The organism is Pseudoalteromonas sp. L23 (assembly GCF_021728455.1).
Taxonomy (GTDB): domain Bacteria; phylum Pseudomonadota; class Gammaproteobacteria; order Enterobacterales; family Alteromonadaceae; genus Pseudoalteromonas.
Window position 1 is genome coordinate 184,041 of the sequence record NZ_JAKKCW010000001.1, and the last position, 13,817, is coordinate 197,857.

The 13,817-nt window shown below is 44.2% G+C and carries 10 protein-coding genes; 3 read left to right on the forward strand and 7 right to left on the reverse strand.

Annotated features, from left to right (window positions below):
* The first annotated feature begins 3 nt into the window (after positions 1 to 3).
* Complete coding sequence (locus L3V43_RS00840; RefSeq protein WP_237115898.1) at positions 4 to 1,662, forward strand: tannase/feruloyl esterase family alpha/beta hydrolase; 1,659 nt, start codon at positions 4 to 6, stop codon at positions 1,660 to 1,662.
* A 59-nt stretch (positions 1,663 to 1,721) separates the two neighbouring features.
* Here L3V43_RS00840 and ffh read toward each other — a convergent pair whose 3' ends face one another.
* Positions 1,722 to 3,101 carry a signal recognition particle protein gene (gene ffh, locus L3V43_RS00845; protein WP_010606686.1) on the reverse strand — a complete coding sequence of 460 codons (1,380 nt, stop codon included), beginning with the start codon at positions 3,099 to 3,101 and terminating at the stop codon, positions 1,722 to 1,724.
* A gap of 207 nt (positions 3,102 to 3,308) precedes the next feature.
* Between ffh and ccsA the strand changes: the two genes are divergently transcribed.
* Together ccsA and L3V43_RS00855 are read left to right on the forward strand one after the other, a co-directional pair.
* Complete coding sequence (ccsA, locus tag L3V43_RS00850; RefSeq protein WP_237115897.1) at positions 3,309 to 4,115, forward strand: cytochrome c biogenesis protein CcsA; 807 nt, start codon at positions 3,309 to 3,311, stop codon at positions 4,113 to 4,115.
* A gap of 68 nt (positions 4,116 to 4,183) precedes the next feature.
* A complete protein-coding gene (locus L3V43_RS00855) occupies positions 4,184 to 5,446 on the forward strand; it encodes an HlyC/CorC family transporter (RefSeq protein WP_010606684.1) in 1,263 nt (420 codons plus the stop codon).
* Between the two features lie 493 nt (positions 5,447 to 5,939).
* Here L3V43_RS00855 and L3V43_RS00860 read toward each other — a convergent pair whose 3' ends face one another.
* From L3V43_RS00860 to rluD, 6 genes are all read right to left on the reverse strand, one after another.
* A complete protein-coding gene (locus tag L3V43_RS00860; RefSeq protein WP_010606683.1) occupies positions 5,940 to 6,548 on the reverse strand; it encodes a transglycosylase SLT domain-containing protein in 609 nt (202 codons plus the stop codon).
* A gap of 129 nt (positions 6,549 to 6,677) precedes the next feature.
* Positions 6,678 to 8,255, reverse strand: a complete 1,578-nt coding sequence (gene gshA, locus L3V43_RS00865) for a glutamate--cysteine ligase (RefSeq protein WP_010606682.1) — start codon at positions 8,253 to 8,255, stop codon at positions 6,678 to 6,680.
* 159 nt (positions 8,256 to 8,414) lie between these two features.
* Positions 8,415 to 9,317 carry an NADP-dependent oxidoreductase gene (locus tag L3V43_RS00870; protein WP_237115896.1) on the reverse strand — a complete coding sequence of 301 codons (903 nt, stop codon included), beginning with the start codon at positions 9,315 to 9,317 and terminating at the stop codon, positions 8,415 to 8,417.
* A gap of 128 nt (positions 9,318 to 9,445) precedes the next feature.
* On the reverse strand, positions 9,446 to 12,019 hold the full coding sequence (gene clpB / locus L3V43_RS00875) for an ATP-dependent chaperone ClpB (RefSeq protein WP_237115895.1): 2,574 nt from the start codon (positions 12,017 to 12,019) through the stop codon (positions 9,446 to 9,448).
* Positions 12,020 to 12,109: 90 nt separating this feature from the next.
* Positions 12,110 to 12,826 carry a peptidoglycan editing factor PgeF gene (gene pgeF / locus L3V43_RS00880; protein ID WP_237115894.1) on the reverse strand — a complete coding sequence of 239 codons (717 nt, stop codon included), beginning with the start codon at positions 12,824 to 12,826 and terminating at the stop codon, positions 12,110 to 12,112.
* Position 12,827: 1 nt separating this feature from the next.
* A complete protein-coding gene (gene rluD / locus L3V43_RS00885; RefSeq protein ID WP_010371027.1) occupies positions 12,828 to 13,805 on the reverse strand; it encodes a 23S rRNA pseudouridine(1911/1915/1917) synthase RluD in 978 nt (325 codons plus the stop codon).
* Positions 13,806 to 13,817: the final 12 nt, after the last annotated feature.

Genomic DNA, 13,817 nt, shown 5'->3' on the forward strand with positions numbered 1-13,817 from the left:
CATATGAACCAAATGCGCAAAGCAAAACGTTCAATTAAACATCTACTTCTAGGTATACCACTCTTTTCTTTTGCGCTCATTGCTACTTCAACACTTGCAGCAAACAATGAAGAAATAACGGCTTGTAAACTGTTACGTTTTGGTGACTTCTCGCAGCTAGAGCAAGGTAATGCTGCAATGAGTATCACCAACGCAGAATATGTACCAAGCCAAACCCTAGATGCCGACACCGAACTCTGGACATATAAGTATAGTCGCCTATTGGGTGCACCTATACCAAAAGGAATAAACTCTTTACCTGAGCACTGTTTGGTTGAAGGCTATGCGGCACCGACGATACGTTTTCAGCTTAGGTTGCCAATGAATCAAGTTTGGAACCAACGTTTCTTACTCAATGCCTGTATGGGCTTTTGTGGCGAAGTATCCAACTACCCAACGATGGCTGGCGTTATGCGTAATTACGCGACCATGTCTCATGATGGCGGCCATACTGCTGCCGGATTCGATGGTTTGTGGGCTAAAAACAATGTGCCATTAAGGGAGGACTTTGCCTACCGAGCGAATCATGTGGTTGCTGTTGCAGCAAAGGTGGTTATTGAGCGCTTTTATAGTAAACAACTTACGTACTCATTTATATCGGGTTGTTCGAAGGGAGGTCATGCAGGGATAATGGCCGCAAAGCGTTACCCAAATGATTTTGATGGCGTGATTGCCAGAGGACCGACGATTAATTACACCAAAGTCAACCTAATTAACTGCATGGATAACGCAAAAGCTATTTTGGATGAAAACGATAACGCACTGTTCGATGCAAGCTACACTGACTTTATTTCACAGGCCGTCATGCAAGCTTGTGACCATAAAGATGGCTTAGTTGATGGATTAATAAGCGACCCAAGACGCTGCGATTTTGACCCGCAAACGCTCCTGTGCAGCAACAACACCACGGGTAAATGCCTGACACCTCGCCAAGTTAACGCAATTAAGGACATATATGCACCATCCTACGACCAACAAGGTAACGTCATTTATGGCGGCCTACCCTATGGCTCCGAGCCTGAATGGACAGGTTGGTTGTTTCCTGAAGCACCGTTTATCAAGCCTTATCACTATTATGCTGCAACCGAGTACTTAAAGTACTTGGCTTTTCCTCGAGAAAGATACAATCAAGGCAACTGGAGAGACTTTTCTTATAACAATGAGGTTGGCGAGCTTTCACTTATCTCAAGCTTTATGGACGCCGATCACCCTGATCTCACTGGATTTAAAAATAGCGGTGGCAAAATGATTGTATTACATGGATGGTCAGACGCTGCAATACCCGCATATGCAACTATTGATTGGTATAAGTCAGTTATCAACTATATGGGTAAAGACAACACCTACGACTTTGCTCGGCTATTCTTGCCACCAGGATTGGTGCATTGTGGTATCGAGGGACCTGGCGCTGAAACCTTTGATGCTATCACAGCGTTAGTGCATTGGCTTGATACAGGCATAGCACCGGATGCGCTGATGACGCAAAAAGAAGATCCGCAGGGTAATATTCTTTTCACTCGCCCTGTTTACCCCTATCCACAAGAAGCCCAGTACATTGGTACAGGCGACCCTAAAAAAGCAGAAAACTTTAGGCCAATAGTGCCCAATTTTAAGAGTAACTAAGTAAACAAAAAGGCAAGCCCCATGGCTTGCCTTCACATTATACAAACTATAAAACGGTGTTAGAACTTAGGCCCACCGCCACCGAACATGCCCGGTGGCATCATGCCTTTCATGTTCTTCATCATTTTCATCATGCCGCCTTTGCCTTTCATCTTCTTCATCATCTTCTGCATTTGGGTAAATTGCTTCAGCAACTTATTAATGTCTTGCACTTGCGTACCAGAACCCGCAGCGATACGCTTTTTACGCGAGCCTTTGATGATTTCAGGACGTGCACGCTCTTTTGGCGTCATTGAGCTTATGATGGCTTCCATTTGGTTAAAGGTCTTATCGTTTACTTGACCTTTTACTGCATCTGGCAAGTTCGACATACCAGGCAGCTTTTCCATCATCGACATCATACCGCCCATGTTTTTCATCTGGCGCAGCTGCTCAGCAAAATCTTCCAGTGTAAAACCGTCGCCTTTAAAGACTTTCTCAGCCACTTTTTGGGCTTTGTCTTTATCGACTTTCATTTCGACTTCTTCAATAAGCGACAGTACATCGCCCATACCTAGAATTCGAGATGCAACACGGTCAGGGTGGAATGGCTCTAAGGCATCGGTTCTTTCACCCACACCGATAAACTTAATGGGTTTACCGGTAATATGACGAATAGACAGAGCCGCACCGCCGCGCGCATCACCATCCGTCTTAGTTAAGATAACACCGCTAAGTGGCAGCGCTTCATCAAACGCTTTTGCTGTATTTGCAGCATCCTGACCTGTCATTGAGTCAACGACAAATAAGGTTTCAATCGGATCAATCGCCGCGTGTAAATCTTTGATTTCGTCCATCATGTCTGCATCTACGTGCAAACGACCTGCGGTATCCACAAGTACCACATCAATGAACTTTTTCTTCGCGTGAGAAATAGCACCCGTTGCGATATCTACCGGCTTTTGTGAAATATCACTGGGGAAGAACTCGACGTCAACCTCTGCTGCTAGCGTTTCAAGCTGTTTGATAGCCGCTGGACGATAAACGTCAGCACTCACCACCAACACAGATTTCTTTTTGCGCTCTTTAAGGAATTTAGCCAGCTTACCAACACTGGTGGTTTTACCCGCACCTTGAAGACCTGCCATCATGACGACAGCTGGCGGCTGCGCGTTTAGGTTCAGCTCCTCGTTGGCCTCACCCATCGACTTTTCAAGTTCTTCGCGAACAATCTTGATGAAAACCTGGCCTGGGCTCAGACTCTTTGTGACTTCTACACCAACCGCGCGTTCTTTTACTTGTTTTACAAAGTCGCGCACAACCGGCAAGGCAACGTCAGCCTCAAGCAATGCCATGCGTACTTCACGGAGTGTTTCTTTAATATTGTCTTCAGTTAGTCGGCCACGGCCACTGATGTTTTTAAGCGTTTTTCCTAAACGCTCTTGGAGGTTTTCAAACATGTATCGGTTCCAAAATCTCGAAATTGTCGGGCATTATACTGATATGCGAGCCACTAATACAGTATTCAAGCCGATTGTTCTGCTTTTTACGCTTTCGTTGAACGAAAATAAGAATAAGTTAACGGATTGAAATAAAACCCTATGCAAGCGCAGAGGCTTTAAATACAATAGCTAAAAAAGGAAAGCAAAAATTAGGCACTTATTTTTATGTTGATTGTTAGCTTGTCATTAATCGCCTGTCTCTTTTACGTCATGGCCACTAGCCATGTTTTATCGCGCTTATTTGACAAACAAGGTCCAGATCAAAAGAAAACCTTAATATTAAGCACCGTCGCCATTTTGACTCATATGCTAGTGTTGGTGAATTCAGTGTTTACGCATCAAGGACAAGATCTCAGTACCGTCAACGTTGCCTTGTTAACCTGTTGGGTTATCGTTGTTTCTGTAACGACCGTATCTTTACGCTTCCCTGCAACACTATTACTACCTGTGGTGTATGGCTTTGCCGCTATTTTGTTATTAGCAAGCCTGTTTATTCCGCACCATATTATTATGCATACAATAAACATAGATGTTGGTCTCGTTTTGCATATTTCACTTTCATTGTTGGCTTACTGCGTACTTATCATCGCCACGCTCTACGCCATTCAATTTATGTTTATTGATAAACGTCTAAAACAGCGGGATTTGGCGATTATGACCAGCCATCTACCGCCACTTATGCAAGTGGAAAGGCAGCTTTATCAACTGTTATTTGTAGGCACAGGTTTATTAACGCTGGCATTGGCATCCGGTTTTTACTTTTTAGACGGTATGTTCGCTAGAGAGACTATTCACAAAACCATTTTATCTATCGTTGCATGGCTTATTTATGTCGTCGTCGCATTTGGGCATAAGCAGTTCGGCTGGCGCGGTAAGTCTGTGGTGATTTCAATCATAACGGCTTCTGGCATCGTAACTTTAGGTTACTTTGGTAGTCGCTTTATACAAGAAGTGATTTTAGGCAGGTTTTAAACTTTAACTTGACTATCGTAACTCACTAACGCTTAATACTCTTTCGTAAGTAAAAAAGGGATCCACTGTTGGAAGACATATCGACCAGCGCCTTGTTTATCATACTCGGCGTGCTCATTTTGATGTCGGCTTATTTTTCTAGTTCAGAAACCGGTATCATGTCAATCAACCGTATTCGTCTACGCCATCTTGAAAAAGAGAATCACCGTGGTGCGAAGCGTGTAAGTAACCTCCTTAACCGTCCTGACAGACTGATTGGTCTGATCCTGATTGGAAATAACCTCGTCAATATTGCCGCTGCGCAAGTGGCTACCATCATTGGATTACGCCTGTATGGCGATATGGGTATCGCAGTTGCTACTTTTGGTCTCACACTTGTGGTTCTTATCTTCGCTGAAGTTACACCTAAGACTCTCGCGGCTTTATACCCTGAGAAAGTCGCGTTCCCAAGCTCTGTTATCCTCAAAGTATTGTTGAAGGTCTTGTTCCCTTTGGTTGTGGCAACCAACTGGATCACCAATGGTATGTTGCGATTGGTCGGGATCACACCACAAGAGATTGAAGAGCACAGCCTAAGTAAAGAAGAATTAAAAACCGTGGTAAATGAGTCGAGCGCTATGTTGCCCTCAAACCACCAAAACATGCTCACTTCTATCTTAGACTTGGATCACGTGACCGTAGAAGACATTATGATCCCACGCAGTGAAATCAATGCGATAGATATCAATGACGAGTGGAAAGATATTGCTCGCCAGCTCACGAATGCGCAGCACACCCGAGTGCTACTTTACCGTGACCAAATTGATGATGCAGTTGGTTTTATTCACGCTCGTGATGCGCTACGCCTACTGACAAAAGAGCAGTTTGATAAGCCGTCACTACTACGTGCGGTAAGAGAGATTTACTATGTACCAGAGAATACCTCGCTCAATACACAGCTGATTAAATTCCAAGAAGCCAAAGAGCGTATTGGTCTTGTTGTTGATGAGTATGGTGACATTCAAGGTCTGGTTACACTCGAAGATATTCTTGAAGAAGTTGTAGGTGACTTTACCACCACGCAGACGCGTGCGCCGAGCGAAGACGTAAACATGCAGCGTGATGGCTCAGTTATGGTTGACGGCAGTGTAAACGTGCGTGACTTAAATAAGGAAATGAGTTGGGACTTACCTACCGAAGGTCCTAAAACCCTGAGTGGCCTGATTGTAGAGCACCTTGAAGATATTCCAGATGCGCCTCTTGGCTTAACGATTTCTGGTTATAAGATGGAAGTCATTGAGATAAAAGAAAACATGATCAAGATGGTGAAAATTTCTTCTAATACCAATTAGCTTAATTAAGTGGTCTATGTTGAGGCAAGAAAATCTTGTCGATAACACCGCTACCACGTCCTGCTATCGCCAAGGTACCTACATCCATATAGGCAAGGCAAAAATTTTACTATTTAACCTGAGGTTTGGATAAGGAATGTTCCAACTCATTGTTGCTAAAGCAGAACTTAGTTTTCTCCTTGTCTAGCCAGCAAGTTTTAGGGAAAACAAGGCGAATTTACGCACCAATAGCTGGCTATTGGAAGTGAATTCAACGCAGTTAGCGCTAAAACTGGCTATTGGAAGTGAATTCAACGCAGTTAGCGCTAAAACTGGCTGCTAGAAAGGCATTAATTATCCGCAGCTCAGGTTATTTAGTTGTTCTAAATGAGAAATTTTTAACGCAGTTAGCGTCAGATTTTATCCTTCAAATTGAGCAAGTATTAAGACTAATTGGTATAACTCTTAAGCAAGTAAACTCAATTGCGGTGTTGAAAGTAACACCGCAATTTCCTCAAGAAAAAATTCGCTCGAACCAGTTCTTATCTAAATCATCTTCACAGCGTTTAAGTTGAACGGCATAGCGCGCAGCTCGATGCTTTACCTTATTTGCGACTTGCATTAACCATTTCTTATTTTTATAAGTGCCACGACGATAACCGCCCCAGCCTTCATGATAATTGAGGTATTGTGCATAAGCGTCCCATTTTGACACGCCGTTTACTTTGTGAGTTTTGTATACGAACCAAGCCATAAAATCGATGGCGTCTTCAAAGTCATCGCGATCTGCACCTGAGTTTCCAGTTTCACGAATATAATCAGACCAGGTCGGAGTTTTGGCTTGAGAGTAGCCATAAGCAGAGCTCACTCTGCCAACAGGAATAAACCACAGGAAATATTCCATAGGAGGAGCCGCATCGTGACGAAAAGAGCTTTCTTGGTACATCATACTCATCAGTACATGCTTTGGTGAGCCCCATTTTTCTTGAGCATCACGAGCATCATAATACCAATCTTCTTTTTCCTCAAAAATTTTACAAATATCATGAGGTTGTTTAGGTGGTGCAGTAGCACATCCGGATAAAACGGCGACGAGGCTAATTAAAATTAATTTTTTTTGCATTTTTTCGAAACCTAATGAACTTTTACAATTTGCATTGGTCTGAACTTATGAATGCAGCAGTTTAGCATTGTTTCATCCCTGAAATTTATTTGCGCAGCCTTATGGCTGCGCTTTTTTTTGCCTTGTGCATTATGCCCTTGAAAAATAATCGTCAAGGAAAGCCGTGAAGTCTACCGTATCCGCAGCTCTAACCGCAGCCTCATCCTCGAAAGACTGACGTGCAAATGACTTCAGCGTATCTTCATCGTAATAACCATATTTAATATCTTGATGAAGTTGCTTATATTTTTTCGCAAGTTCAATGCCCATTGAGCCTTGTTCTAAGGTACGACTCTTCAGTTGAGATAGCAACTGCCCAGAAAAAGTAAGTGCAGGCGTTTCAATTGACAACATTAATTTTTCCACCGTCGCCACATAGACTGATTGTTCAGTACTCGCATCTAACATTTTTGCGACTTTGAGTAAGTCTGTAAAAATCTCTGTGCCCCACTGTTTCACACTCACAGGCTCACCCGCTTTACTCAGTTCAAGTGCTGTGCAGCGACCTTGGTTAACCACCTGATGTAAATTCTTACCAGCGAGCTTCTGCGCTTCAAACGAAAGTTCAGGGCTTGGCTTTAACAAACAATAGGTTAAAAACACGTCTAGGAAGTGGATTTGCTCCAGACTCACACCGGTGTGCTCGAATGGGTTAACATCCAGCGCACGAATTTCGATATATTCGATACCACCACGTTCAAGTGCCTGAGTCGGCGTTTCACCAGACTTGGCATTGCGTTTTGGTCTAATTGGTGAGTAGAACTCATTTTCAATTTGTAAAATGTTGCGATTCAGCTGTTTTGGCTCTGCTGCTCGATAGTCTGGAATTTCATGATATAAGTCGGAGCGGCAACGAATGGCTTGTCGCAAGCCTTCAATATACTCATCCAGATCGTTATACATCACCTTAAGCGAGCTTTGTGCGCTATTGGTATAACCTAAATCACCCAGTCTAAGTGCGGTGCCATATTCAAGATATATGGAGCCATTTTCTAGCTTACTAAATGGCAAGTCGCTCTTTTTGCCTTGCAAAAATGACGGACAAAGCGCAGGAGATGCGCCAAACAGGTAGCTTATCAGCCACATTTCACGCTTGAAGTTACGAATGAGGCCTAAATACTGCTGGGAGATAAATGATTGTTGAGGGTTATCATCTTCAGACATCACTTGCAGGCTTTGCCATACGGTCTCTGGAAACGAAATATTGAAGTGCACACCCGCAATGGCCTGCATCATACTGCCATAGCGATTTTTCAGCCCTTCACGATATAGGGTTTTCATTTTGCCGATATTAGAAGTGCCAAACTGTGCTAGGACAATATCTTCTTCATCCTCAATAAAGCACGGCATCGACAAAGGCCACAGTAACTCATCACCCATGTTAGCTAAAGTAAACTTCTGTAGATCAGAAAGTTGCGCTAATGTCTCTTGTGGGTCCTCACTCACTGGAGTGATAAATTCGAGTAGCGACTCTGAAAAATCAGTGGTGATATGACCATTGGTCAATGCATGGCCCGTCTTTTCTGGATGCGGTGTTTTCGCTATTTTTCCCGACCCTTGGATCCGCAATGCCTCACGTTCGATACCTCTTTTGATACCTTTGAAAACGCCGCGATGCGCGCCGTCAGACAATAAGTCCAGCTTAGTGTTTAAGTCTAATTGTTTCAAAAATTCTTCCTCGAACCTACAGGCCAATTTCAAGTTTATGGGGTCGAAACCAAATTATACCAAGTGTATTCATTAAATGAGTGATTTAAACCGAGCAATCAATTTAAATATGGTTACTTTTAGTACACTTAGGCCTTAATAATAACTTTGCCAACATGCTTACCACTTTCCATAGTGATGAGCCAGCGCAATATCCGCCATAGCAAAGTAATGACTTACATTTATGCTGATTTTGCCAGCTTGGTACGCCTGATACAAATATTTAAGATCGTCTAAATTACTCGCAACCAACATCCCCTCAGCCCTTACACCCCTTGTCGTAGCTCGCTCACAGACCATTTCTTTGGTGACGCTGGGAATAGTCACTAGGTGCGAATCCGGCTTCATCGAGTCGACACACTGTAATGCAATATCGCCACCAATTAAGTCCAGTAAATCGCATTCAACTTGGTGCTGATAAAATTCGTCATAACTTATTGCCGTTACCTTAAGCTTTGACAACAATTCGTGCTCAGGGCGGGTCGAGACAGCAACTACCTTTCGACCTTCAAGCTGTGCTAGTTGAACTGCTAAATGCCCCACGCCACCGGTTGGTGCCAATACATATAGTGGACGATTATGATTCGAAAATTTATCTAGCGCCTGTTTTGCCGTAAGACCCGCAAGACAAAGACCTGCAATATCTGGATTTTCTTGCAAAGAAACCTTAATGAGCTCTGGCTCAAGCGCCACTACATAATCACTATAGGTTCCGGGGTTACTTGCAAACCCAATCATACCGATGACAAGGTCGCCTACTTTAAATTGGCTATCTGGGCCATAAACCTCAACCACCTCACCATACAGATCATATCCGAGCGGCAAAAAGGCATCTGCGCTTTTTTGCGCTGCAACATAACCAAGGCCTTGCCTGGTTTTCACTTCAATAGGATTAACGCTGGTACTGTTTACTTTTATGCGCACTTGGCCTGAACTAAGCGCTGGCAAAGAAATGGTGGTACTACACAGCTGATTGCTATCACCAAATTCGTAGATCCCGTAAGTGGTTGACTTATTTATCATGTGCGGCTTTCTTAGAAGACAGTTTGTTATCTTTGTAGAATACGCGAAAGGGTAAAGAGTTTGAAGAAATTTACAGTATGGGAAAGAAAAACGCTCTTACAGTATGGCTGTAAGAGCGTTTAGCCATATTAGTGATTGAACACTATCTGGTCGTCGACAACCTCGACTTTAATGGTATCTCCAGTCACAAACTTCCCTTGTAACAAGTCCTGCGCCAACGGGTTTTCAATGTATTGTTGCACTGCTCGTTTTAGAGGGCGGGCACCATATACAGGATCAAACCCGCTTGCAGCGATTTTATCAAGCGCGGCGTCACTGAGCTCAAGCGCAAAGCCTTTTTCAGTCAAGCGTTTACTTAATCTGTCTAACTGGATACTCGCAATTTCTTTAATATGTTCATTGATAAGCGGGTGGAACACCACAGTTTCATCAATGCGGTTAATAAATTCAGGTCTAAACTGACTTGCGAGCACGGCCATAACACGCTCCTTGAGTGTCGCGTAGTCGTTATTTCCTGCTTGCTCTTGAATGACATCCGACCCTAAGTTCGAGGTCATGATGATCACCGCATTTTTAAAATCAACCGTGCGACCTTGACCATCAGTCAAGCGACCATCGTCCAAGACCTGCAATAAGATATTAAATACATCTGGATGCGCTTTTTCCACTTCATCAAGCAAAATCACAGAATAAGGACGACGCCTTACCGCTTCTGTCAAATAGCCGCCTTCCTCGTAGCCAACATAGCCAGGAGGTGCACCAACCAAGCGCGCAACTGAGTGTTTTTCCATAAACTCGGACATATCAATGCGCACCATGGCGTCTTCTGTATCAAACATAAAGTTGGCTAACGCTTTGGTCAGCTCCGTTTTACCGACCCCTGTTGGACCTAAGAACAAAAACGAACCAATTGGGCGATTTGGGTCTGCAAGCCCGGCTCGCGAGCGACGGATAGCGTTGGCAACCGCATTAACGGCTTCGTCTTGACCAATCACTTTTTTGTGAAGCTCGTCTTCCATTTGCAGTAACTTTTCACGCTCACCTTGAAGCATTTTTGCGACTGGGATCCCAGTCCAGCGCGATAAAATTTCTGCAATTTCATCTTCACCGACCTGATTTTTTAAAAGACTCATTTCCTGCATTTCAGCCTGAGAAGCAAGGTCTAGTTTTCGCTCAAGCTCAGGGATCCGACCATATTGTAGTTCGGACATACGTTGCAAGTCACTTGCTCGACGCGCGACTTCTAGATCTAAACGCGCTTGCTCAAGCTCAGCCTTAATCACTTGTGTGCCTTGTAGTGAGGCTTTTTCGGCATTCCACACTTCATCAAGCTCTCGATACTCAGCTTCTAATTCATTAATGAGCGTTTGCATCTCAGTGCGACGCTTTTGACTCGCTTCATCTTTCTCTTTTGCCAGCGCGTTATCTTCCAATTTTAGTTGGATAATACGGCGCTCTAGTCTGTCTAATTGCTCCGGCTTTGAGTCAATTTGCAGCCGAATTGAAGACCCTGCTTCGTCTATCAAATCGATAGCTTTATCTGGAAGCTGCCGATCTGAGATATAACGATGTGATAAATTAGCCGCAGCGACAATCGCGGGATCGGTAATATCCACTGAATGGTGCAACTCGTAACGCTCTTTTAAGCCACGTAGAATCGCGATGGTGTCCTCTACGGTTGGCTCTGCAACAAATACTTTTTGGAAACGACGCTCAAGTGCCGCATCCTTTTCAATATACTGACGATATTCATCGAGCGTGGTCGCCCCCACACAGTGAAGCTCACCACGAGCAAGTGCGGGTTTTAGCATGTTACCTGCATCCATTGCACCGTCGGTCTTGCCAGCCCCTACCATAGTATGGATTTCATCAATAAAGAGAATAACTTGACCTTCTTCTTTAGCCAGCTCGTTCAATACCGACTTTAGGCGCTCTTCAAATTCACCACGGTATTTGGCTCCTGCCACCAATGCGCCCATATCTAGCGATAGTACGCGCTTACTTTTCAAACCTTCAGGAACTTCACCGTTGATAATACGCTGCGCGAGCCCCTCAACGATGGCGGTTTTACCAACGCCCGGTTCACCGATAAGTACAGGGTTGTTTTTAGTACGGCGCTGTAGCACTTGAATAGTGCGGCGAATTTCGTCGTCACGGCCAATAACAGGATCAAGCTTACCTTGCTCAGCACGCTCAGTGAGATCGATGGTAAATTTCTCAAGAGCTTGGCGAGTGTCTTCAGCATTAGGGTCATCCACTTTTTGACCCCCTCGAATAGCCTTAATGGCTTGCTCGATCTTTGGCTGGGTGATGTTAAGCGCTTTGAAAATCTCGCCTAATGGGCCTTTATCTTCGCACGCAGCAAAAACAAATAACTCGCTGGAGATATATTTATCTTTACGCTTTTGTGTATATTTATCACACAGATTGATCAGTGAAATAAGGTTATTTGAAAGCTGTACATCACCACCTACACCTTCTACTTTAAATAGCTTTTCAATGGCTTGTGACAACTTAGTATTAAGCTCGTCGGCGCTCACACCTGCTTGTGCTAATAATGCGCGCACACTCGAGCCGCTCTGTTGGAGCAAAGCATACATTAAATGAACAGGTTCAATAAATTGGTGATCGCGCCCAAGCGCTAATGACTGCGCATCAGAAAGCGCAGCTTGGAACTTGCTTGTAAATCTATCTAAACGCATGATTTATTTACCCATATAAAATATCGAATTACCTTATTTATGGGTATTAACTGAACGAAGATCAAGCGTAAAAGTAATAATTTACCCTGATTATTTGCGCCAAATCAAAGTTGCCATACGGCCCGTTGTTTTGTCTCTACGATAGGAAAAATACTGCTCGGACATAGTTACTGTACAGTGTTTATCGCCGTAAAAATTTTTTACACCTTGCTCGCGTAGTAACGATTGTGCAAGCTCGAAAATATCCGCAAGATATTTACCGTCTTTTTTGGCAACAAATGCCGTATTTCGTTGCGCCTCAAAAGCCTCTACTACGTCTTCGCCCACCTCGAATGCTCTAGGCCCAATCGCAGGGCCAAACCATACACAGATCTCTTCAGGTGCACAGTTAAACTTAGCCAGTGTTTGCGAGATAATTCCAGCCGCAAGAGGCTTCCAACCACCATGGATAGCGGCCACCTCTTCACCATCTTTTGATGCAAGCAGAATGGGTAAGCAGTCTGCTGTCATGATAGCCAGTGGTATTTGACGCAATCGAGTGTATAAGGCATCGGCTTGATGGACCTGTGCGATTTCAAACTGCTCGTCGACCACCACCACTTCTGCGCCATGTACTTGCTCAAGCCATACAATCGGGTTGGCCACATAACCATGTAAAATTCGACGGTTTTCGGCTACATGTTCAGCATTATCACCAACATGAAAGGCTAGATTGAAGCTATCATACGGCGGCGCTGAAACACCGCCCTTACGCGTTGTTGATAATGTCCCAACGAATTGGGTTAATGGCCACTGAGCAAGTTGCATCTTATAACGTTAAATCCGGGTTTTCTTTGGTATCTTCTCTGAGCGCTGCCACCAACTTAATCATATCTTCAGGCACAGGCGCTTCCCATGTCATCTTCTCGCCAGTAATAGGGTGAGCGATACTCAATTTTATAGCATGCAATGCCTGACGTTTAAACTCTCTTAATTGTTCGGTTAATCCTTGAGTCGCATTTCTTGGTGGACGAGGACGGCCGCCATAGAGCTGATCGCCAATTAGTGGGTGATTTAAATACGCCATGTGTACACGAATTTGGTGCGTTCTACCGGTTTCTAGGCGCAGGCGCAATCGCGTGTGTGCTCTGAACTTTTCAGCAACACGGTAATGAGTGATAGCTGGCTTACCCATCTCATGTACTGCCATATGTGTACGCTTGGTTGCGTGACGACCGATTGGCTTTTCAATCATGCCACCTGCGGTCATCGTGCCATTACAGACAGCTTCGTATTCACGTGTGAAGTTTTCACGCGCTTGCAGATTCTTCACCAAGTGCGTTTGTGCTTGAATAGTTTTCGCTACGACCATTAGACCAGTCGTGTCTTTGTCTAGACGGTGTACGATACCAGCACGAGGCACGTTAATGATTTCTGGGTGATGGTGCAGTAGAGCATTTAACACAGTGCCATCTGGGTTACCGGCACCAGGGTGAACCACCAGCCCCATCGGCTTGTTTATCACAAGAATATCATCATCTTCGTAAACAATGTCTAACTCTATATCTTGCGCTTCGTATTCACGTTGTGCTTCGATAACCGTCTCGATAGCGACACTTTCACCACCAAGTAACTTTTCACGAGGGGTGTTGAATACTTCGCCATCTACGGTGACTTTATCTTCAAGGATCCAAGTTTTTATTCTTGAACGAGAAAAATCCGGGAACAATTGCGCCAATATTTGGTCTAGACGTTTACCACCGAGTTCGACTGGAACCTCCGCTTGGAGGGAAATTTGCTCTGACATCTGAAACTTTAC